This window comes from Roseomonas aerilata DSM 19363 (assembly GCF_000711725.1).
Classification (GTDB): domain Bacteria; phylum Pseudomonadota; class Alphaproteobacteria; order Acetobacterales; family Acetobacteraceae; genus Roseomonas; species Roseomonas aerilata.
In genome coordinates this window covers 297,633-319,062 of sequence record NZ_JONP01000001.1, presented here as the reverse complement: position 1 = coordinate 319,062, position 21,430 = coordinate 297,633, and the positions used below count along the sequence as shown (strand labels likewise).

Annotated in this window: 21 protein-coding genes; 7 read left to right on the top strand and 14 right to left on the bottom strand. The window is 70.8% G+C overall.

What is annotated here, in order from left to right; genetic code table 11:
• Positions 1-139: 139 nt before the first annotated feature.
• Complete coding sequence (locus BO39_RS01480; RefSeq protein ID WP_169742713.1) at positions 140-907, top strand: DUF3891 family protein; 768 nt, start codon at positions 140-142, stop codon at positions 905-907.
• Here BO39_RS01480 and BO39_RS01475 read toward each other — a convergent pair.
• From BO39_RS01475 to BO39_RS01465, 3 genes are read right to left on the bottom strand one after another with little or no spacing between them, the layout of a single operon-like run.
• Positions 894-1,388 carry a GNAT family N-acetyltransferase gene (locus BO39_RS01475; RefSeq protein ID WP_052401292.1) on the bottom strand — a complete coding sequence of 165 codons (495 nt, stop codon included), beginning with the start codon at positions 1,386-1,388 and terminating at the stop codon, positions 894-896. The two genes, BO39_RS01480 and BO39_RS01475, sit on opposite strands and share 14 nt — an antisense overlap.
• On the bottom strand, positions 1,385-2,752 hold the full coding sequence (locus BO39_RS01470) for an ABC1 kinase family protein (RefSeq protein ID WP_043829254.1): 1,368 nt from the start codon (positions 2,750-2,752) through the stop codon (positions 1,385-1,387). The genes BO39_RS01475 and BO39_RS01470 overlap by 4 nt, the downstream gene beginning before the upstream one ends.
• Positions 2,745-4,529 (bottom strand): M3 family oligoendopeptidase, encoded by a 1,785-nt coding sequence (locus BO39_RS01465; protein ID WP_043829252.1) that lies wholly within the window; start codon positions 4,527-4,529, stop codon positions 2,745-2,747. The genes BO39_RS01470 and BO39_RS01465 overlap by 8 nt, the downstream gene beginning before the upstream one ends.
• Before the next feature lie 223 nt (positions 4,530-4,752).
• On the opposite strand from BO39_RS01465, the gene BO39_RS01460 reads away from it, so the two are divergent.
• Positions 4,753-6,432 (top strand): AMP-dependent synthetase/ligase, encoded by a 1,680-nt coding sequence (locus BO39_RS01460; protein WP_052401290.1) that lies wholly within the window; start codon positions 4,753-4,755, stop codon positions 6,430-6,432.
• Between the two features lie 59 nt (positions 6,433-6,491).
• On the opposite strand, the gene BO39_RS01455 is transcribed toward BO39_RS01460, so the two are convergent.
• The 7 genes from BO39_RS01455 to BO39_RS01425 all read right to left on the bottom strand — a co-directional run bounded on the left by BO39_RS01455 (position 6,492) and on the right by BO39_RS01425 (position 12,248).
• Entirely contained in the window at positions 6,492-7,949 is a 1,458-nt protein-coding gene (locus tag BO39_RS01455) for an esterase-like activity of phytase family protein (protein WP_043829250.1), read from the bottom strand.
• A 260-nt stretch (positions 7,950-8,209) separates the two neighbouring features.
• Positions 8,210-8,521, bottom strand: coding sequence for a DUF2312 domain-containing protein (locus BO39_RS01450; protein WP_043829248.1), 312 nt, complete (start codon positions 8,519-8,521; stop codon positions 8,210-8,212).
• Between the two features lie 192 nt (positions 8,522-8,713).
• A complete protein-coding gene (locus BO39_RS01445) occupies positions 8,714-9,391 on the bottom strand; it encodes an EI24 domain-containing protein (protein WP_043829246.1) in 678 nt (225 codons plus the stop codon).
• Positions 9,392-9,397: 6 nt separating this feature from the next.
• Positions 9,398-9,703, bottom strand: coding sequence for a DUF1244 domain-containing protein (locus BO39_RS01440; RefSeq protein WP_043829244.1), 306 nt, complete (start codon positions 9,701-9,703; stop codon positions 9,398-9,400).
• Positions 9,704-9,753: 50 nt separating this feature from the next.
• Positions 9,754-10,131 (bottom strand): GFA family protein, encoded by a 378-nt coding sequence (locus tag BO39_RS01435; protein ID WP_084697748.1) that lies wholly within the window; start codon positions 10,129-10,131, stop codon positions 9,754-9,756.
• Complete coding sequence (locus BO39_RS01430; protein ID WP_043829240.1) at positions 10,115-11,095, bottom strand: tripartite tricarboxylate transporter substrate-binding protein; 981 nt, start codon at positions 11,093-11,095, stop codon at positions 10,115-10,117. The genes BO39_RS01435 and BO39_RS01430 overlap by 17 nt, the downstream gene beginning before the upstream one ends.
• 73 nt (positions 11,096-11,168) lie before the next feature.
• Positions 11,169-12,248 (bottom strand): tartrate dehydrogenase, encoded by a 1,080-nt coding sequence (locus BO39_RS01425; protein WP_043829238.1) that lies wholly within the window; start codon positions 12,246-12,248, stop codon positions 11,169-11,171.
• Positions 12,249-12,408: 160 nt separating this feature from the next.
• Between BO39_RS01425 and BO39_RS01420 the strand changes: the two genes are divergently transcribed.
• From BO39_RS01420 to BO39_RS01405, 4 genes are all read left to right on the top strand, one after another.
• Positions 12,409-13,737 carry a glycerate kinase type-2 family protein gene (locus BO39_RS01420; RefSeq protein ID WP_043829236.1) on the top strand — a complete coding sequence of 443 codons (1,329 nt, stop codon included), beginning with the start codon at positions 12,409-12,411 and terminating at the stop codon, positions 13,735-13,737.
• Between the two features lie 444 nt (positions 13,738-14,181).
• On the top strand, positions 14,182-15,123 hold the full coding sequence (locus tag BO39_RS01415; protein ID WP_052401289.1) for a DUF4394 domain-containing protein: 942 nt from the start codon (positions 14,182-14,184) through the stop codon (positions 15,121-15,123).
• A gap of 135 nt (positions 15,124-15,258) precedes the next feature.
• The gene (gene pyk, locus BO39_RS01410; RefSeq protein WP_408735152.1) at positions 15,259-16,890 is read left to right on the top strand and encodes a pyruvate kinase; all 1,632 of its coding nucleotides are present in this window, start codon (positions 15,259-15,261) and stop codon (positions 16,888-16,890) included.
• Between the two features lie 53 nt (positions 16,891-16,943).
• The gene (locus BO39_RS01405; RefSeq protein WP_052401288.1) at positions 16,944-17,330 is read left to right on the top strand and encodes a hypothetical protein; all 387 of its coding nucleotides are present in this window, start codon (positions 16,944-16,946) and stop codon (positions 17,328-17,330) included.
• A 30-nt stretch (positions 17,331-17,360) separates the two neighbouring features.
• On the opposite strand, the gene BO39_RS01400 is transcribed toward BO39_RS01405, so the two are convergent.
• The 4 genes from BO39_RS01400 to glcF form a co-directional block, all read right to left on the bottom strand.
• Entirely contained in the window at positions 17,361-17,615 is a 255-nt protein-coding gene (locus tag BO39_RS01400) for a hypothetical protein (protein WP_156963368.1), read from the bottom strand.
• 392 nt (positions 17,616-18,007) lie between these two features.
• Positions 18,008-19,093, bottom strand: coding sequence for a methylated-DNA--[protein]-cysteine S-methyltransferase (locus BO39_RS01395; RefSeq protein WP_043829232.1), 1,086 nt, complete (start codon positions 19,091-19,093; stop codon positions 18,008-18,010).
• Positions 19,094-19,151: 58 nt separating this feature from the next.
• The gene (locus tag BO39_RS01390) at positions 19,152-19,778 is read right to left on the bottom strand and encodes a tetratricopeptide repeat protein (protein WP_052401287.1); all 627 of its coding nucleotides are present in this window, start codon (positions 19,776-19,778) and stop codon (positions 19,152-19,154) included.
• A complete protein-coding gene (gene glcF, locus BO39_RS01385; RefSeq protein ID WP_043829230.1) occupies positions 19,775-21,121 on the bottom strand; it encodes a glycolate oxidase subunit GlcF in 1,347 nt (448 codons plus the stop codon). Before glcF ends, BO39_RS01390 begins: the two co-directional genes overlap by 4 nt.
• Positions 21,122-21,247: 126 nt before the next feature.
• Between glcF and BO39_RS01380 the strand changes: the two genes are divergently transcribed.
• Positions 21,248-21,427 (top strand): hypothetical protein, encoded by a 180-nt coding sequence (locus tag BO39_RS01380; RefSeq protein ID WP_043829228.1) that lies wholly within the window; start codon positions 21,248-21,250, stop codon positions 21,425-21,427.
• Positions 21,428-21,430: the final 3 nt, after the last annotated feature.

Here is a 21,430-nt window from a genome sequence, read left to right as displayed (position 1 = left end):
GGACGGCGAGAAAGGCGCAAGCCCGCCCCGAAACTCGTTGCTCACCTGTCCACAATCGACTGCGGTTGCTGCCATGGCCCGGGCTGGACTGCGTTGGCGGCGGGTGCTCTCCTGGCCGAGGACCGTGCACGAGGCCGCCATGATCTTCCGCGACGCGCCCGGTGCCACCCGCCTCTTCATCCCCCAACCCGCCCACGCCCTGCTGGCGGGGCAGATGATGGCGGCCTGGGGCGCCCCCGGCTTCGCGCGCCCCGATCCACCCACCGAGGTCATCCTCGCTGCCGGCCAGCACGACCTTGCCTGGATGGCCTGGGAGGCCGCGCCGACCCTCGATCCCGGGACAGGTCGCCCCTATCAGTTCACCGATTTCGGCGCGGCCATCCACGCCCCGCGCTGGGCGGCGGCGGTCGAGATGGCCCGCGCCGCCTGGGGCCTCTGGCCCGCGCTGCTCATCTCGCGTCATGGCACGCTCATCTACACGCGCTACGCCAACCCGGCCCGCGACACGGCGGAGGACAAAGCGGCCGCCGCCCGCTACCTCGAGGAACAGGGCGCCCTGCAGCGCGCCTGGGCCGCGGCCCTGGCTGCACCGCCTGAGAAGGTGGACCGCAACGCCGCCCTGGTCGCGGTGGCTGACGCCATCTCTCTCACCCTCTGCTTCGCCCGCCCTGGCCCGGCCGGGGAGGCGCCGATGGAGGACGGAACCCTCGCCCCCCTCACGCTGGCCAAGCGTGGCGCCGCGCAGTGGACCCTCAGCCCCTGGCCCTTCCGCGAGGGTTCGCTGACCCTCCGCTGCGAGGTGATCCGCCTGCCCGCCGAAACGCGCTGGACCGACGAGGCGACCATGCACCGCGACCTCCGCACCGCCCCGCGCATGAACCTTGTGGAGACGCTCACCCCCGGTTGAGGGTGCGCCCGAGGAAGATCGTCCCCGCTACCGATGTCTCGTAATAAGGCTCCACCGGCTCAAAGCCGCAGCGGCGATAGAGGGCGATCGCCTCCGTCATGAACGGCAGCGTGTCCAGCCGCACGCCCGCGTAGCCCATCCGCCCGGCCTCCCGCAGCGCCGCCTCCACCAGCGCGCGCCCGAGCCCCATGCCCCGCCCCTCCGGCGCGACAAAAAGTCGCTTCATCTCGCAAAACGCCGATCCTTCCATCGGCCGGAGCGCGACGCAGCCCAGCGCCTCCCCGCCCCCGCCGCGGGCGAGAAGGATGGCGCCGCGGGGCGGCGCATACTTCCCCGGCAGCGCCGCGAGCTCCGCTTCAAAATCCTGGAAGGAGAGGTCGATCCCGAGCGAGGCGCCATAAGCCGCCATCAGCGCCGCCGCCGCGCGCAGGTCCTCGGCGGAGCGGACGCGCTCGATGCGCCCGCCCCCGCGCGCGCTCACCCCGAGGTCGAGGCCACCGCCGGCACGCCCGCATCCGCCAGCGCCGCCGCCTGCCGCGCGGCAAGATCCGCCTCGCGATAGTCGTCGATCAGCTTGTGGAACATGTCGTGCCAGTTCATCTCGGCCTTGAGGCGCAGGAACACGCTGCCTAGCCCCACCGCCGCACGGTCCATCAGCACGAACTCCCGCGGCGGACGCACCCCGCCCACGCGCTTAAGTCCCGCATGGACCTCCTCGGCCACCTTGCGGCCGTATTGCGGGTCGTTCGTCTCCTGCACGGGCCGCACCCGGTCCTGCAGCAGCGGCTCGTAGAGGAACTTGGCCCAGTGCAGCAGCACCTCCATCGTCTCGCGCTTGAGGTCCTTGAAACCCCATAGCTCGAAAGCATGCGCGGCCTTGTCGTTGTCTCCGTCCCGCACTGCTTCATACAGGGCCAGCGTCCCCGTGATGAAGCGGGGCGGAAACACCCGGATGGCCCCGAAGTCCAGCAGGTTGATCCCGCCCTCGTCCGGCCGCACCTGGTAGTTCCCGAGATGCGGGTCGCCATGGATCACACCGTAGCGGTAGAGCGGCACGTACCAAGCGTGGAAGAGCGCGGAGGCGTAGGCATTCCGCTCCTCGAGCGACGGATTCTCCTCCAGCCGCGTGAGGATGGAGCGCCCGTCCAGCCAGCTCATCGTCAGCAGGCGCTTCGTCGTCAGCTCGCGCACGGGCGTCGGCACGTGCACGCTCGGCGTGTCGCGCAGCATGATGCCGTACATGGCCATCTGCGCGGCCTCGCGCTCGTAGTCCAGCTCCTCGCGCAGCCGGTCGCGCAACTCGTCATAGACCTCGTCGTGCTGGATGGTGTTGTCCATCCGCGCGTAAAGGCCCATCGCCATCCGCAGCTGGCGGAGATCGGCCTCCACCACGCTCGGCATATCCGGGTACTGCAGCTTGCAGGCCACGCGGCGCCCGTCGGGCAGCGTCGCGCGGTGAACCTGCCCGAGCGAGGCCGCGGCCGCCGCCTCCCGCTCGAATTCGCGGAACTTCGTTTCCCAGGCCGGGCCGAGCTCCGTGCCCATGCGCCGGCGCACGAAGGCCCAGCCCATCGGCGGCGCGTTCGCCTGCAGGGAAGCAAGCTGCTGCGCGTACTCCTCCGGCAGCGCGTTCGGCACGGTCGAGAGGAACTGCGCCACCTTCATCAGCGGCCCCTTCAGGCCGCCGAGAACGGCCTTCAGGTCCTCAGCATGGGCGGACTTGTCGGTCTTGAGGCCAAGGAACCGCTCCCCCGCCACGCGCGCCGCAATGCCGCCCACCGCACCCGAGGTGCGGGCCATCCGGCGGATCTCGCCGAACAGCGTGTTCTCGCGGTTATCAGCCATCGGCGCGCTCGAGCTCGTCGATGAAGCCCGCGATCACGTCCAGCCCGCGCTTCCAGAAAGCGGGATCGGAGGCATCCAGCCCGAACGGCGCCAGCAGCTCCTTGTGCCGAAGCGTGCCGCCCGCGCGCAGCAGGTCGAGGTACTTCCGCGCGAAGTCCGGCACCTGCCCGTCCTGGTAGACGCCGTAGAGCGCGTTCACGAGGCAGTCCCCAAAAGCATAGGCGTACACGTAGAAGGGCGTGTGCACGAAGTGCGGGATGTAGGACCAGTACACGCCGTAATCCGGCGTGAAATCGAAGGCCGGCCCGAGGCTTTCGTGCTGCACCGACATCCAGATCTCGGCCAGCCGCTCGGAGGAAACCTCGCCCTTCCGCCGCTCGTCATGCACCAGCGTCTCGAAGCGGTAGAAGGCGATCTGCCGCACCACCGTGTTCAGCATGTCCTCCACCTTGGAGGCCAGCATCAGTCGCCGCCGCGCGGGGTTCGTCTCCGCGTCCAGCATCGCGCGGAAGGTCAGCATCTCCCCGAACACGCTCGCGGTCTCGGCCAGCGTCAGCGGCGTGCCGGACATAAGGTAGCCCTGCTTCGCCGCCAGCCGCTGGTGCACGCCATGGCCCAGCTCATGGGCCAGCGTCATCACGTCCCGCGACTTCCCGTGGTAGTTCAGCAGCAGGTAGGGATGCGCCGAGGGCACGGTCGGGTGGGCGAAGGCGCCCGAGGCCTTGCCCGGCCGCAGCGCCGCGTCGATCCAGGGCTTCTCGAAGAAGTCCCGCCCCATCTCCGCGAGATCCGGGCTGAAGGCGGCATAGGCACCCAGCACCTGATCCCGCGCGGCAGACCACGGGATGTTCCGGTCCACGTCGCCCGGCAGCGGCGCGTTGCGGTCCCAGTGCTTCATCTTCTCAAGGCCGAGCCACTTCGCCTTCATCGCGTAGTAGCGATGCGACAGCCGAGGGAAGCTCTCCACCACGGCGCCGACGAGGGCGTCCACCACCTCGTCCTCGACCATGTTCGCGCGGTTGCGCGAGGTGCCCGGCCGCGGATAGTTCCGCCAGCCGTCCACGATCTCCTTGTCCTTGGCGAGCGTGTTCGTGATGAGGGAGAAGAGCCGGATATTATCCCCGAAGCCCTTCGAGATCCCCGCCGCCGCCGCCTCGCGGACCGAACGGTCCCCGTCCGAGAGAAGGTTCAGCGCGGCCGAGACCGTCAGCTCCTCCTCCCGCCCCACGCGCGTCACCGGCACCCGCATATGCGCGATCGTCTCGTCGAAAAGCCGGTTCCAGGCGGATCGCCCGGTCACCTCCTTCTCGTGCAGCAGCTTCTCCGCCTCGTCCGAGAGCTGGTGCGGGCGGAACACGCGAAGGTCCCGCAGCCAGGGCCGCCAGCGCGCCAGCGCGCGGGAACCGGCCATCCGCCCCTCGAGGAAGGTGTCGTCCAGCCGGTTCAGCTCCAGCGTGAAGAACAGCAGGTGGCTGCCGATGACCGTCACCCGCTCCTGCATGGTCTGGTAGAAGCGCCCGTTCCCGGCATCCTGCGCGTCCGCGCTGAACAGCAGCTGCGCGTAGGACATCACCCGCCCCAGCACCTCCTCCAGCCGCTCGTACTCGCGCAGCGCCGCCTCCAGCGCATCCCCGGAAAGCGAGCCGAGCCGCCCGGCATGGGCCGCCTCGAAGGCGCGGGCCGCCCGCTCCGCCCCCTCAAGGTCCGCCACCAACCGTGGGTCGTCCGGGCGCTCATAGAGGTCGCGGAGGTCCCATTCCGGCAGGGCCTCGGCCATGGGCGCCGCCCCCAGGCGGGCCTCCGTGTCGCGCGGAGGGGGGTCGCCAGGGAAAACGGACGGATGCGACTTCATTCGGACGGGGCGCCTTGTGGATTCGGTGTGCTCCCTGCCGATATATGCCCCGGGCCGTGCGAGCCAAGGTCACGGCGCGTCGAGCCCCAAGCACGACACCAGGAGAGAGACGATTCAGGAAGCGCCCGCCTGGACCAGCCTGCCCGGGATGATGCTGGGCCTGGCCGCCCGCAACCCCACCCGCCCCATGATCCGCCACTGGTCCGGCGGCGCGTGGCGAAGCACGACCTGGCGCGACTTCGCCCTCGCGGTTGCCAGCATCGCCGCCGGACTCCGCGCCCGCGGCGTCTCGCCCGGGGACCGCGTGGCGCTCGTCAGCGACAGCCGCCCAGAATTCCTCATCGCCGACAACGCCATCATGGCGATCGGCGCCGTCACGGTGCCGACCTACACGACCAACACGGTGGCCGACCACGCCCATATCCTGCGCGATAGTGGCGCGCGGGCCGCCATCGTCTCCTCCGCCCGCCTCGCTGCGCGCCTGCGCGAGGCCGCGGGGCCCGACGGCCTCGACCTCCTCATCTGCATAGAGGAGGCGCCGGACACCGTCTCCTGGGCCGCCCTCTCGGCCGATCCCGGCGACCTCGCCATGCTGGTTGCGGAGGTGCAGCACATCCCGGAAGGCCGCCTTGCCTGCCTGATCTACACCTCCGGCACCGGCGGCGCGCCTAAGGGCGTCATGCTCCCCCACCGCGCCATGCTCGCCAACCGCAAGGGCGTCCTTCCGCTCATCCAGCAGCTCGGCCTCGAATGGTCCGGCGCCTGCTACCTCTCCTTCCTGCCCCTCTCCCACGCCTACGAGCACACGGTCGGCGGCTCCCTCCTCCCCTCCTACGGGATCGAGATCGTCTTCTCCCGCGGGGCCGACCGCATCGCCGCCGAGTTCCAGGAGATCGAGCCCGCCCTCGTCACCGCCGTCCCCCGCCTCTTCGAGGTGCTGCGCGGCCGCATCCTGGCAGGGTTGGAGAAGGCGAAGCCCCTCAACCGCGCCCTCTTCGAGCGCACCCTCGCCCTCGGCCTCCGCAAGATGGACGGCCCGCCACTGAACATCCTCGAACGCCTGCAGGACGCGGTGCTGGACCGCCTCGTCCGCGCCAAGATCCGCGCCCGCTTCGGCAAGCGCCTCGTCGCCATCGTCTCCGGCGGTGCAAGGCTGGACCCGGACCTCTCGGGCTTCTTCCTCGCCCTCGGCATCAATGTGCTGCAGGGCTACGGCCAGACCGAGGCCGGCCCCGTCATCGCCGTCAACCTCCCCTGGGAGAACCGCCGCCGCACCGTCGGCCTGCCCGTCACGGGCGTCGAAGCCCGCATCGCCGAGGACGGCGAGCTGCTCGTCCGCGGCGGCCTCGTCATGGATGGCTACTGGGCCGACCCCGCCTCCACCGCCCGCACCCTCGCCATCCCCCCCGGCGAGAGCGAGCCCTGGCTCCACACGGGCGATGTCGGCACCATCGACGAGACCGGCCGCCTGACCATCACCGACCGCAAGCGGGACTTCATCAAGACGCTCGGCGGCGACATGGTTAGCCCAGCGCGCATCGAGGGCCTGCTGATGGCCGAGCCCGAGATCGCCCAGGCCGTCATCGCCGGTGAGGGCCGGCCCAGCATCGTCGCCCTCGTCGTCCCCGCCGAGAACGCCGCCCCCGGCGCCGCCGAGCGCGCGGTCCAGCGGATCAACGGCAAGCTTTCAGGCATCGAGCGGGTGCGCAAATGCGCCGTCGTTGAACCTTTCACCGTGGAGAACGGTATGCTGACCCCCACGATGAAGGTGAAGCGCCGCGTAGTGCTGGAGCGCCACGCGGCCGATATCGCCGGGCTCTACTCCTGAGCCCCTGAACTCCTAAGCCCTTGGGCCGCCGCCCTGTGCGGGCGGCGGCGAGGCCCGGTTCAGCCCTCCCGACGCTGCCGGCGGCGCGTGGTCAGCAGCGTCGCCAGACCGATCCCGAAAAGCCCCAGCGAGGCCGGCTCGGGTACGGCGGTGAAGCCCTGCTGGACGAAGTTGCCGAACAGGTCCGCGTCCGTCGGGCCGAAGACGTAGAACGTGTTCGGCCCCGAGCTTCCCGGCAGGAAGTCGTTGTCGTTCGCGACATAGAGCGTGTGCAGGGTCGAGCCGTTGTAGGAAACGTCGCTCCCGAAGGCGAAGCCCTCGATCTTCGACGGGATCTGCGCGGGCGTGAGCCCGAGCTGGCTCGAGAGCAGCGACACGAAGTCCGCCACCTGCCGCGACGGCACCGCAAGAGCCGCGGCCGCGTTCCCCGTCAGGCCCGTGATGTCCTGCGCGCCCGCGAGATCGATCTCGTAGGCCGTCTTCACCTTGGCATTCGAGTTGTCGCCCAGCCCCTTCCCGTCGCGCTCGTCCACCAGGAACTGGTGGTCGTTGATCGCGACGATCTCGCTCACCCCGCTGCCGCCGTGGAGAAGATAGCCGTACTCGTGCGTCGCGCCGGTGGCGACGTCCACGGTGACGATGCGGAGCAGCTTGGGGCTGGCGGTGTCCTGCTCCAGCCCCGCCTGCATGATGCCGACGAGGGTCTTGCCATCGGGCGTGATCGCCAGCCCCTCCATCCCCTTGTTGGCGACGCGCCCGACGGGGTTGCCATCGATCTCCGTCTGCCCGACCGGGCTGAGGTTGGACACGTCGAGATTGGCCGGCAGCGCGTAGGACCGGATCCGCTCGCCGGTCTGCCGGTCGAACTGATAGACATAGGGGCCGTACTCGTCCGAGACGAAGACGCTCCGGCCATCGTTCGAAACACGCACGCCCTCGGGATCAAGTCGCGCGTTGTTGGGGTTCCCCGAATTCGGCACCGCCGGATCGAAATTGTCCGACCGCCCGCTGAAGTAGTTCACCGTCGGCGTGTTCCCGGCCGGCACGCCCGAGCCGAGCGGCGCGCCGCTGTTCGTGGCGATGCCCGCGCCGGTGCCGTAGGCGAGGGGCGTGCGGCTCGAGAGCAGCGTCGTAGACTGCAGCGTCGGCGTCAGCGCGAAAGGCAGGCTCCCGCTCGTCGCCGGCGCGAGGTTCATGGTGATCGTGTTGAACCGCGGGACGTAGGAAACGGTGTCGTCCACGCCGGAGGCATAGGGCGTGGCGTTCGGCCCGCGGTCCGGAACCGCGATGAAGGTGTTCCCGCCGGCATAGGCGATGCCCGAGCCCGTGCCGCCCAGGATATTGGCGGGCAGGCCGTTCTCGAGCGTCCCCGTCAGCCCCGAAAGGTCGGCGTTCGCGCCTGCCGCGCTTCCGGTCAGCGTGCCCGTCGCCAGCAGCAGCGGCGCCGCGCCGGCCGAGGTGGCGCAGGCCAGGCCGCCAAGGGCCAGCAGAGCAGTGTGGAGTGAAATCAATCGCATATCAGCACCTCGCTCGCGGCCCGGAGGCCGTTATCGCCCGATCAGCGATGGGGCGGAGAGGTGACAGACGCGGGATCGTTGCACCACACGGGGATCAGGACCGCGACGGCCGATCTGGACGCCAAGCCCCTGAAAAATAACGCCATGAACCTTGTATGATGATCAGCGCACCGGCGCTGGGCGAAGGACTCGCCGCCTTTCCAGGCATCGCCCTCCGCGCGGATCGCTGCCCCGGCGAGATGACCGGAGCAGCGGCCGTCTCACATGCCGAGCGCGCGGCGGTAGAGGTCGAGCAGCGTCTCCTGCTCCTCCACCTCCGCCGGCTCCTGCTTCCGAATGCGGATGATCTGCCGGATCACCTTCACGTCGAAGCCGGCGCTCTTGCCCTCCATGAAGATGTCCTTGATGTCGTCGGCGAGCGCCTTGCGCTCCTCTTCCAGCCGCTCCACCCGCTCGATGATCGAGCGTAGCCGGTCGGCCGCGATGCCGCCCACGTCGGGGTCCGGATCGGCCTTCTGCCTCTCACGGCTCGCGGCAGCCTCATCGTCGATGTCGAAGGGTACGTCGGACATGGATCTCTCGGTGCTTCTGGTCGGAAGGCGATAAGGGGGTTCGGTCGCGAGCCGGCGCGGCGGGGCTGCCGGCGGTATTCCGCCGATCCACCATTCCCCCCTCGGGTGGAGCGGGGGGTCTTACCCCTTCCTCCCTGCCCGCCTCAATGCCCCCCGGCGCGCGGAGGGAACCCTTCGGGAACGGCGTGGCGCTCAGGCCACGGGCCCATCCGCCCCCCGGTGCAGCAGATGCGTCATCGCGGCGGTCCCGAGCACCGGCACGAGCAGGTTTGCGAAGGGCACCACCGCCAGCGCCGCCATCACGGCACCCACCGCGAGGACGGAGAACTCGCGCCGCTTCCGCAGCACCCGCGCCTGCGCGACCGTCAGCCGCCGCTGCGCCACCCCCTCAAACAGCCCGTGCCCAAGCGAGATCGCCGCCACGAGCCAGAGCAGCACGCCGCCCACGAACGGCACCAGCAGCGCGAGCGGCAACAGTACGATGTTCAGCGCGAGCACCTTCAGCGCCAGCGTCACGTTGAACACGCCCTGCGCCGCCAGCGAGGCCCCGTGCGGCGGCGGCAGCCCCGGATAGTGCCGCCGCTCTACCGCCGCTGCCGTCTCGTCGAGGAACAGCCCGGCTATGGCCAGCGCGAAGGGCACGAAGAGCCAGAAGGCGGCGAACAGCGCGGCCACGCCCCCCAGCACCTCCGCGGCGGTCGCCAGCCACCCTGTCCCGCCCGCCAGCGCCGCCACGCCCCAGGAGGACAGCCAGATGAGTCCCGCCAGCGCGAGCACCGCACCGAGCAGCCCTTTGATGAGCGGCCCGCGGAACCCGCGGTCAAAGACCTGATCGAAAGGCAGCGTCAGGCTCGCGATCACCGCTGTCACGCGCGCTCAGTGCCCCGGATTTGCCGCGGCAAAAGCCGCCTTCTGCTCGGCCGTCGCCTCGCGCTGGTGCTTCGCCTGCCACTCCTTGTAGGGCATGCCGTAGACGATCTCCCGCGCCTCCGGATCGGGCAGCGCGATCCCCTGCCCCTCCGCCGCCTCGCGGTACCAGCGCGAGAGGCAGTTCCGGCAGAAACCGGCGAGGTTCATCAGGTCGATGTTCTGCACGTCGGTCCGCTCGCGCAGGTGCTCCACCAGCCGACGGAAGGCCGCGGCCTCAAGCTCCGTGCGCGTCTTGTCGTCGATCTCGGTCATGTCGGAACCTCCTCGGTCCGCATCGAAATGGGGACGCGGCCGCGCTCGCGCTACTCCTCGCGCTGCCCCTCGGCCCGGCTCCCCCGGAACCTCGGCAGCCCATCCCCCGGCACCACCCAGGGCAGGTGCGAACCGAACTGCACATGGTCCTCCGGTGGCATCAGCGCCGGATCATCCAGGCTCGCGGTCGTCACGTCGATCTCGCCCGGCGAATCATGCGCGGCATAGGTCAGCGCCGTGCCGCAATCCCCGCAGAACCCGCGTTCAGCCCGCGCGCTTGAGGCGTAGCGCCGCATCTCGCCGGCCACCACGCGGAAATCCTCCGGCGCCACGCTGAACCAGGCGACCATCGGCGCCCCGGCCGCCCGCCGGCAATCCGCGCAATGGCAGCCGCCCGTGAGCGGCCGCGCCTCAGTCGGCATAGACATTCGCCGCCTGAATGATCGGCCGCCACCGCGCAACCTCCGCCGCCAGGTGCCGTCGGTGGAAGGCCGGCGTCGCCTGCTCGGGCGTCGCCACCTCCGTCACCAGCTCCGCGAAGCGCTGCTTCAGCCGCTCCTCCCGCAGCGCCGCGCGGATCGCCGCCGATAGCCGCTCCTGGACCGGCTCCGGCGTGCCCGCCGGCGCATAGAGCCCGTGCCAGGTGCTCATCGCGATCGCCGGCTGCCCGGCCTCCGCGGTCGTCGGAAGGTCCAGCCCCTCCGCCCGGCGGTCGAGCGTCACCGCGTAGGACTTCACCCGGTTGTCGCGGATAAAGGGCGCCGTGTTCGTCGCCTGATCGCAGAACACGTCGATGCGCCCCGCCATCATCTCCGTCAGTACGGGCGCGGAGCCGCGGAACACCACGGTGGTCAGCGCCGTCCCCGCCGCATGCTGAAGAAGCATCCCGCAGAGCTGGTTCGCGCCGCCCAGCCCGGAATGCGCGAGGTTCAGCTTGTCGCCCTGCCGCTTCACCTCGGCCATGAAGCCCACGAGGTCGTTCGCCGGGAAATCCGGCCGCGCCACGATCGTCATCGCGGCGTCCGAGACGAGGCCGAGCGGCGCGAAGGAGGTCTCCACGTTGTAGGGCAGCGTCCGGTAAAGCGTCGCGCTCGTCGCGTGCCCGATGTGGTGCGAAAGCAGCGTGTAGCCATCCGGCCGGGCATTAGCGACGCGGGCGGCGGCGATCGTGCCGCCCGCCCCCGTCACGTTCTCCACCACGACGGTCTGGCCGAGGTCCTTTGCCATCCCCTCCGCCACGAGGCGCGAGATGACATCGGTCGGCCCGCCCGCCGTGAAGGGCACGGTGACGGTGATCGGCCGGTTAGGAAACGCCTGGGCCTGCGCGCGGACGGCCGGCGGCGCCAGCACCAGCGGTGCCGCGAAGATCGCGCGGCGGGGCAGCTTGGACATGGTCTCTCCCGGTTCTTCGTTACCGGGGAGTGTGGACCGCCCCGCGCCGGGCGTCAGCCCCATCCGCGCCCGCTCACCCCGCCTTGTTCGCGCCCTCGATCGCCGCGACGACGGCCCGCGTCACCGTCTCGGTATCCGCCGTGCCGCCGAGATCCGCCGTGAACACGCCGTCGGCGCAGACGCGCTCCACGGCGGTCATCAGCGCCGCCGCCGCCGCGGGCTCCCCGAGGTGCTCGAGCATCATCGCCCCCGTCCAGAAGGTCGCGACGGGATTGGCGATGCCCTTGCCCATGATGTCGAAGGCCGAGCCGTGAATCGGCTCGAACATCGAGGGTGCGCGGCGGGAGGGATCGAGATTCGCCGTCGGCGCCACGCCGAGCGACCCTGCCACCGCCCCCGCGAGGTCCGAGAGGATGTCCGCGTGCAGGTTGGTCGCCACCACCGTGTCGATGCTCGCGGGCTTCCTCACCATCCGCGCGGCCATCGCGTCCACCAGCTCCTTCTCCACGGTCACGTCCGGGTAGTTCTTCGCCACCTCGGCCGCGATGTCGTCCCACATGACCATGCCGTGGCGCTGGGCGTTGGACTTCGTCACCACCGTCAGCAGCTTCCGCGGCCGCGCGCGCGCGATGTCGAAGGCCACCCGCATGATCCGCTCCACCCCCGCGCGGGTGAAGATGGAGGTCTCGGTCGCCACCTCTTCCGGATGCCCGCGATGGGCCCGGCCGCCGTGGCCGGCATACTCGCCCTCGGAGTTCTCCCGCACGATCACCCAGTCGATGTCGCCGGGCTCCACCGCGCGCAGCGGGCTCGTCAGCCCCGGCAGCACCCGTGTCGGGCGGATGTTCGCGTACTGGTCGAAGCCCTGGCAGATCTTCAGGCGCAAACCCCAGAGCGTGATGCTGTCCGGCAGGTCCGGGTCGCCCACCGCGCCGAAATAGATGGCGTCGAAGCCGCGCAGCGTCTCCAGCCCGTCCTCCGGCATCATCGCGCCGGTCTGGCGGTAGTAGTCGCTGCCCCAGGGCAGCGTCTCGACATCGAAGGCGAAGCCGCCGTCCCGTTTGGCCAGAGCCTCCAGCACGCGCAACCCGGCGGGGATGACCTCCTTGCCGATGCCGTCAGCGGGGATGGCGGCGATCCGGTGGCGTCGCATGGTTCCTGGGCCTTCCTCTTCCTGTTCGGCGCGGCGGGGCCGCTTCCCCCAGCGAATTCCACAGCCCCGCCCTCGCGGCAAGCCCGCGGGCCATTTCACCCGGTGGGCTTGCCCGCACCGCCCGCCCGGTGAAGATGCCGCCGACGCCAGGAGAGAGAGCATGGACGCGCAACCCGGGAACTGGGACGACACCGCGGCGCGCGCCGCGCTCCGCCGCCTGCTCGACGCCGCCATCGCCAGCGCCGATCCCCGCACCATCCTTGCCGCCCACCTGCCCGAGCCACCCGCCCTCGGCTCCGGCGGCCGCGTGATCGTCGTCGGCGCCGGAAAATCTGCCGCCGTCATGGCCGCGGCGGTGGAGGCCGCCTGGCCCGACACCCCCCTCACCGGCCTCGTCGTCACCCGGTACGGGCACGCCGTCCGCACCGCACGCATCGAGGTGGTCGAGGCCTCCCACCCCGTGCCCGACGCCGCCGGGGAGGCCGCCGCCGCCCGCATCCTGGCCATGGTGCAGGGCCTGACCGAGAACGACCTCGTCCTCGCCCTCATCTCCGGCGGCGGCTCCGCCCTCATGCCCCTGGCCGCCCCCGGGCTGACGCTGGCGGACAAGCAGGCCGTCAACCGCGCCCTCCTCTCCTGCGGCGCCACGATCAACGAGATGAACGCGGTGCGCCGGCACCTCTCGGCCATCAAGGGTGGCCGCCTCGCCGCCGCCGCCCACCCCGCGCGCGTGGTGACCCTCGCCATCTCCGACGTACCTGGCGACGACCCCATCGCCATCGCCTCGGGCCCCACCGTGGCCGACCCCACCAGCTTCGCCGACGCGCAGAGGATCGTCGCCCGCTACGCCATCCCGCTGGCGGACCATGTCCGTGCCCATCTCGACGCCGCCGCCGAGGAAACCCCCAAGCCCGGCGACGCCCGCCTCGCCCGCGCCGAGTACCGCCTCATCGCCACCCCCCTCATGGCCCTCCAGGCCGCCGCGAAGGAGGCGGAGGCCATCGGCCTCACCCCCCTCATCCTCGGCGATGCCCTGGAAGGCGAGGCGCGGGAGGCCGGCACCCTTCTCGCCGGCATCGCCCGCTCCGTCGCGGCCCACGGCCACCCGCTGCGCGCCCCGGCCGTCCTCCTCTCCGGCGGCGAAACCACCGTCACCCTCGGCGAGGCGAAGGGCGCCGGTGGCCGCAACGGCGAATGCCTGCTCGGCCTCGCCGTGGCGCTCGCCGGCCACCCCGGCATCTGGTCCCTCATGGCGGACACGGACGGCATCGACGGTTCGGAGAGCAACGCGGGCGCCGTTGCCGGCCCCGACACCCTCGCCCGCAGCACCGCCGCCGGCATCGATCCACGCGGGGCGCTCCTCGCCCATCGCAGCCATGACGTCTTTTCCGGCCTGGACGACCTCGTGGTCACCGGCCCGACCCTGACCAACGTGAACGACTTCCGCGCCGTTATCATCGCCGGAACCCCGGCCGCAGCCCGTCCCTGAGCCAGCCTGTTGCGCGGGGCCATTCCTGCTCGGAACGCCCCTGCACGGAAGATTGTTTCCGACCCACGCGCAAGGGTTCCGCCCGCTCGAAACATGAACGAGCTGCAATTTTCGCAGCACAGATAGCTTTTTGTAAAAACCGTGCTGCATTCCCATCAGATCTTCGCTGCACGGAAAAGATACCAAGCAGCCAGGCCGAAGAATTTCCGGAAATTCCTGCTACAACTCGCTAATTCCGCACCAATTTGATAATTTCGTGTCGCATCCGGACGTAACGCCGGCGCATTCAATGTTTTCTTTTCTGTCAGGAAAATTAACACCTCGCAGGAGATGAATGATTATATCACGCAATTACAGTTTTTTAATTTCAGGCACAGTGTTTGCTGCAAGGCCTGCCGAGCAGCCTGGGCCGAACCCGGCTGCCGACAACCGAGAGGCACCACCATGCATCCGTCGAGACTCACGCGTTCCGTCCGGGCACCCTCCTTCCGCCATGCGCTGACCCTCGGATCCTTCCTCGTCCTGACAGCGACCGGTTCCGCCGCCACCGCCGCGCCGATCATCGGCCTGGCCGGGTCGAACACCCTCATCGGCTTCGATTCGGCTGCCCCATCCGCCGTCACCTCAACGCTGAGCATCAGCGGCCTGAATGGTGAGGCCATCCGCGGCATCGATGTGCGCCCTTCCAACGGGCAGCTCTACGCGATCGGCCAGTCCGGTGGCCTCTTCACCATCGATACCGCCAGCGGGGCGGCGACGCGCGTGGCGGGGCCCGGCATTCCCGTGAACAGCGGCAACCTCGACTTCGGCATGGCCTTCAACCCGGTGCCCGACGCGATCCGCGTCGTCACCGCCACCGACCAGAACCTGCGCGTGAACCCAACGACCGGCGCCACCACCATCGACGGGACGCTCGCCTACGCGCCAGCCGACGCCAATGCCGGCGCCAACCCGAACATGACGGCAGTCGCCTATACGAACCAGGTTCCGGGCACGGTCACCGCCACCATGCTCTACGGCATCGACGCGGCGACGGGTTCCCTGGTCCTCCAGAATCCGCCGAACAACGGCACGCTCAGCACCATCGGCTCGCTCGGCCTGAGCTTCTCCTCCAGCGGCATCGGCTTCGACATCGACGGCCTCTCCGGCCAGGCCCTCGCCTCGCTCACCAGCCTGACCGGTGGAACCGGCCTCTACACGATCAACCTGGCCACCGGTGCGGCCACCTTCCTGGGTGGCTTCGGGTCGAACGCGGTCAGCGATATCGCCTTCGGCAGCATTGGCCCGGTCGCCGTGCCGGAACCCGCCTCAATGGCGCTGTTCGGTCTGGGGCTTCTCGGCCTGGCCATGGTGCGCAAGCGCCGGTCGGGCGCATCCGCCGCCTGAAGAAAGAGCCTGGGAGCCGTGGGGCTTTCTCCCGGCTCCCAGCGCGCAGGGAAATGCCCGCCTTCCCAAATCCTTAACAAAACTAAGGTCATCCACTCCCTCGCGCAGACAGCTTAACATCACTAACTTCGTGGCATGCGCGACCAAGCTCTCGAAACCCTTCTCGCCCGGCGCGGTGCGGTCACCCGCATCGCCACCGGCCTCGGCATCTCCACCGCCGCCGTTTCGCAGTGGCGTCGCATCCCGCCCGAACGGGTGGAGGAGGTGGCCCGCATCATGGAGGTCGCCCCCGACACCCTTCTCCCGACCGCCGCCCCTGCAGGAGCGCCCCGCTTGGCCCCCAAGATCGCCATCCGCCGCCGCCGCCGCACGAAGATGATCGCGACCCTCGGTCCCGCCAGCAGCAGCCCGGAGGTGATCGAACGCCTCTTCCGCGCCGGCGCCGACATCTTCCGCCTCAACTTCTCGCACGGCTCGCATGACGACCACGCGGCGCGGATCGCGACCATCCGAGACCTCGAGCGCCGCACCGGCCGCCCGATCGGCATCCTCGCGGACGTGCAGGGGCCCAAGCTCCGCGTCGGTAAGTTCGCGGGCGGGCGCGTGCAGCTCCAGCCCGGGCAGCCCTTCCGCCTCGACCTCTCCCCCGTTCCCGGCGACGTCCGCCGCGTCCAGCTCCCCCACCCCGAGATCATCTCCGCCGCCCGTATCGGCACCAGCCTCCTGCTGGACGACGGCAAGCTCCGCCTAGGCGTCACCCGTCAGCGGGAGGACCATCTGGAAACCGAGGTGCTCGTCGGCGGCGCCCTCTCGGACCGGAAGGGCGTGAACGTGCCGGACGTCGCACTCCCCATCCCCGCGCTGACCGAGAAGGACCGCGCCGACCTCGCCTTCGTGCTGGAGCAGGGCGTCGAGTTCATCGGCCTTTCCTTCGTCCAGCGCCCCGAGGACGTGGCGGAGGCGAAGGAGATCGCCGCCGGCCGCGCCTGGATCATGGTGAAGATGGAGAAGCCCCAGGCCGTCGAGCACATGGACGAGATCCTGGACCTCGCCGACGCCGTCATGGTCGCCCGCGGCGACCTTGGCGTGGAATGCCCGCCCGAGGAGGTGCCCCTCATCCAGAAGCGCATCATCCGCGGCGCCCGGACCCGCGGCATTCCCGTCGTGGTCGCGACGCAGATGCTCGAGAGCATGATCAGCGCCCCCACGCCCACTCGCGCCGAGGCGAGCGACGTGGCCACGGCGGTCTTCGACGGCGCCGACGCCGTGATGCTCTCCGCCGAGACGGCCGCCGGCCAGTACCCCTACGAGGCCGTGAACATCATGGACCGCATCATCGCCCGCACCGAGCAGGACCCGGGCTGGCGCTCCATGACCGACGCCGCCCGCCCCGAGCCGCGCCACACCTCCTCGGACGCCATCGCCGCCGCCGCCCGCCAGGTGGCCACCACAATTGAGGCCGAGGCCATCGCCTGCTTCACCTCGACGGGGAGCACCGTGCTGCGCGTGGCACGGGAGCGTCCAACGCCGCCGATCATCGGCCTGACCGCCAGCGAGGAGACCGCCCGCCGCCTCGCCCTCGTCTGGGGCGTGCATCCCGTGCCGGGCAAGGAACCTGCGAGCATGAGCGACATGGTCGCCAAGGGCGTCCGCGCCGCCGCCGCGGAAGGCTTCGCCACGCGCGGCGATGAGGTGGTGGTCGTCGCCGGCGTCCCCTTCGGCACCCCCGGCACCACCAACGCGCTCCGCGTGGCGATAGTGGAATGAGCGGCGCAGGAGGGCTAAGAGGCGCGCCTGCCCTGAAAACGACGGAATTCCCGATGAAGCGCCTCGCGCCCTCCCTCCGCTCCGCGCTCCTGGCCCCGGCCCTCGGGCTGCTTCTCCTGGCCGGCCTGGCCTCTCCGGCCAAGGCCCAGCGGAACGGCAGCTACGAGGTGAACGGCACGAACCCGGACGGCTCCAGCTATACGGGCATGATGACCATCCAGCAGGTCGGCCTCGCTTCCTGGCGCGTGCGCTGGCAGATCGGGCAGGCGCAGGTCGAGGGCTACGCCATGTCCGTCGGCCCCATCTTCTCCGTCGGCTTCGTCATCGGAGACCGCCCGGGCATGAGCATCTACGAGGTTGCCCCTGATGGTGGCATGTCCGGCCAGTGGACCCTGGTCGGCAGCAGCGCGATCGGTACTGAGAACCTGACGCCGCGCTGAGGCGTCCACCGAGATTCGGTTGGCCCTGGCTCAGGCGGTCATGAAAATCCGCCAGAGCATCACGGCGAAGGCCGCCGCGCAGCCGAAGACCGTGACCAGGAGCAGCGCCCGGACGGCATTGAGGACGGCGGCGCCCATGCGCTGCTCCTCCGTCCATTGTTCCCAGGGAAGGGTCGGATCATAGGGCTCCAGTTCGAGGTCGGGGAAGCGATCGATCGCTGCCTCACGCCTCGGCCGTGCCGCGCGCCTGCGGAACGGGTCGTCATAGGTCGAATGCCGAAGCACCGGCGCCTCCTCCTCCTCCACCGGCCGGGAAGAACCCCGGCAGCGGGCGCGTGTTCAACGTTCCCCGAGAGAGCCTGTTTCGTGCACGCGACAATTGCATTTCAAGAACGCGTGATGCCACCAAGCCCACTCAGAACCTTGTAATGACGCCTCTTTATCGATCGCTTGGTGATAAGGCCCAAACGTTTTTCCGCCTACAACCCCGTCTCGGGCACCTTCCTCTTTAAGTTGCGTTCATACTGTTGCGCACTCGCATCAGCTTTGGGGCGGGCAGGCTAACAAGCGCGAAAGGGGACCTCGTCCGCCAGACGGACAACCCTGCGCGCGGGGGCGCGAGAAGCCAGCGCAGCCGCAGAGACTCGTAGATTTAACCTGCAATAGAAAGCGGGAGCTCAGCCCCGTCCCGTCCCTTCCCGGCGAAGTAGCGCCGCCTTCCGCGCTATGCCCCAGCGATAGCCCCGTAGGGCCCCGTCCCGCCCGACAACGCGGTGGCATGGAACGGCGAGCGCGACTCCGTTGCCCGCACAGGCACGCGCCACGGCCCGCGCCCCTCGCGCCATCCCCAGCCGCGCCGCCAGCTCCGCGTAGTCCACCGTGCCGCCAGTGGGGATGAGGCGGAGCGCCTCCCAGACCCGCTTCTGGAAAGCGGTGCCGCGCAGGTCGAGCGGCAGGTCCAGCGCCCCGCGCGGCTCCTCCACCCAGGCCAGCACGCGCGCCACCGCCTCGGACGCCGTCTCGTCCGCCGGCTCGATCCGCGCCGCCGGGAAGCGCGCGGCCAGCCCTTCCCGGAGTGCGGCCTCGTCCTCCCCGAACTCGATCGAGCAAACCCCGCGGTCGGTCATCCCCACCATCAGGGGGCCGAGCGCGCTCCTCCCGAAGGCCGTGCGGATCACCTCGCCCGCGCCCCCGCGCCGCACGGCGCCCGGCGTCATCCCCAGCACCCGCGCGCCGTCCTCGTAAACCCGGCTCTCGCTACCGAATCCGGCATCAGCGACGGCATCGGCCACGCGCTCCCCCGAGGCCAGCGCCTCGCCGAGCCGCCGGGCCCGCAGCGCCGCCGCGTAGGAAGCGGGCGTCACCCCCGTCATCTCGCGGAACAGCCGCAGGAAGTGGTGGCGCGCATAGCCGGCGCGCGCGGCCAGGGCGGCAAGCGGCGGCACCGCCTCGCTCTCCGCAAGGGCCGCTTCGATATCGGCGCAGGCCGCGCGGGCGGCGGCGGCATGGATCCGCGCCCTCTCCCCCTGCGGGTCGCAGCGCAGGCAGGGGCGGAAACCCGCCGAGACCGCCTCCGCCACGCTGCCGAAGAAGCGCACGTTCCGCCGCAGGGGCGGCCGGGCGGGGCAGCCGAGGCGGCAGACCACCCCCTGCGTCGTCACCGCGTAGAAGCGCCCGGGCAGGGGCTCCCGTCGAAGCAGGGCCGCCCACAGCGCCTCCTCGCCAGGGTCATGGTCGATCAGGGGTTCGGCTGCGTTGCTCATGCCGCCATCTCGCGCGCCGGGCGGGCACAGGGCCATCCGGCCGTTGCGCCCGTATGCCTCAGGTCTGATCCCCCAGGGCCCGGCGTGACAGCTCCCGCCGCCGCTGCGCCCCGCCCGGCAACCACGGATTGATCGCGAGCGCCGCATCGAGGCTCCGCAGCGCGCCGGCCAAATCCCCAGCCTCTTCCTGCAACTCGGAGAGCGCCACCAGCGCGCCGAAGTGCCGCGGCTCCAGCCGCAGCGCCTCCCGCAGGTCCGAGGCCGCCGCCGCCCGGTCCCCCGCCGCCGCCTGGGCCTGGCCCCGCAGCACCCAGGATTCCGGAAAGTGCGGTTGCAGCGTGATCGCGGCGTCGAGATCCTCCACCGCGTCGCCCGCCTCGTTCGCGCCGAGCGCCCGCAGTCCCTTCCGCAGCAGCAGCCCCACGGCCGGGGAACCGCCCTCGGCCCACAGCGCCTGGATGCGCGCCTGGATCGGCGCCGCCGCGGCCTCGTCCGGCGCCTGGACGAGCGCGTCCAGCAGCCGGTCCAACTCTGCCCGCCGCGCTTCGGCCGCCCCCGCGCGTGGCATCGGACTGGCGAGCGGCGGCACGGCCGGCCCAATCCCCGGCCCCGCGCCGGGCGTCGGCAGCACCTGCGCGCCAGCCCCGCCCGCCGCAAGGACCGCGAGAAGGACCAGCCGCCTCATTCCGCCGCCACTCGTGCGGCGGCCCGCCGCGCCCGCGCCGCCTCCACCGCGGGCGGAGCCGGCCCTCCGGCCATCCAGTCCAGCAGTTCCACCGTGTGCGCCAGCGGCAGCCCGTCGCCGCCGAGCTGCGTCAGGCAGCCGATATTCCCGGACGCCACAAGGTCCGCTCCCGTGCGCTGCAGGTTCTCCAGCTTCCGCTCCCGCAACCGCCCCGCGATTTCCGGCTGGAGGATGTTGTAGGTGCCCGCGCTGCCGCAGCAGAGATGCGCCTCGGCCGGGGTGCGAACCTCGAAGCCCGCGCGTTCCAGCAGCGTCTTCGGCACCGCCGTGATCCCCTGCCCGTGCTGGAGCGAGCAGGCGGCGTGATACGCGACGGCCAGCCCCGGCCGGTCCCGCAGCGGCGCGTAGTCGAAGCGCGCCAGCACCTCGGAAACATCCTTCGCCAGCCCCGCGATGCGCGCCGCGCGGTCGCGCAGCACCGGCTCGGCCTCGCGAAACATATGGCCGTAATCCTTCACCGTGGTCCCGCAGCCCGAGGCGTTGATCACCACCGCGTCCAGCCCCTCGCCTTCCGCTTCCGCTGCCCAGGCCTCGATATTGGCCCGTGCCTGCGCGTGGGAACCCTCCTGCCGTCCCATGTGGTGCGTCAGCGCGCCGCAGCAGCCCTGACCGGCGGTCACCACCACGTCGAGGCCCATTCGCGTCAGCAGCCGGATCGTCGCCTCGTTGATGGAGGGCGCGAGCACCGTCTGCGCGCAGCCCGTCAGTAGAGCGACCCGCCCGCGGCGGTGGCCCTCCGCCCGATGCACCGTCGCCCGCGCTGAATTGCCCGCGGGCGGCAGCGCGGCCGGCGCCAGGTCCAGCATCGCCCGCAGCCGCTTCGCCGTCATCGAGGCGCCGCCGAACAGCCCGCGCAGCGGCCGCGCCAGCCGCGCGCCGATCAGCGCCGCCCGGAACAGCCCTGGCCGCGGCAGCACCAGCGCCAGCACGCCCCGGATCGCCCGCTCCATGAGCGGCCGCTGGTAGGTTTCCTCGATATGGTGTCGCGCGTGGTCGACGAGGTGCATGTAGTGCACCCCGCTCGGACAGGTCGTCATGCAGGAGAGACAGGAGAGGCAGCGGTCCACGTGCCGCACCTCCTGCTCAGAGGCCGCACGGCCGGATTCCAGCATGTCCTTGATGAGGTAGATGCGCCCGCGCGGGCTATCCAGCTCGTCGCCCAGCAGGACGAAGGTGGGGCAGGTGGCCGTGCAGAACCCACAATGCACGCAGGTCCGCAGGATCTTGTTCGACTCCCGGATCTCGGGATCGGCGAGCTGCTCCGCGGTAAACTCGGTGCGCATCCATTCCCCCTGGCATCGCCCCCGGGCCGGCGGTAACTCTTCCCGGCCCGCGCCGTTGGCCCACAAAGAGAACATTCGGGGGCCAGGATGCAAGGCCCCCGCCAGAAAACAGAACGGGAGCCCAGCATGCCGACCCTGCCGAACACCCAGGCCCGCCCCGTGCGCGCGGACGCGCACCGCCTCGGCCGGACCGAGGCAGAGCGTCAGGCGATGCTGATGGACAGGCCCACCGGCCGCCCCGGCCGCTTCCCCGGTGACGGCGGCTGCGCCCTGCCCCCTGCGGGGAGCGCCCCGCGGAAAGGCTGAACG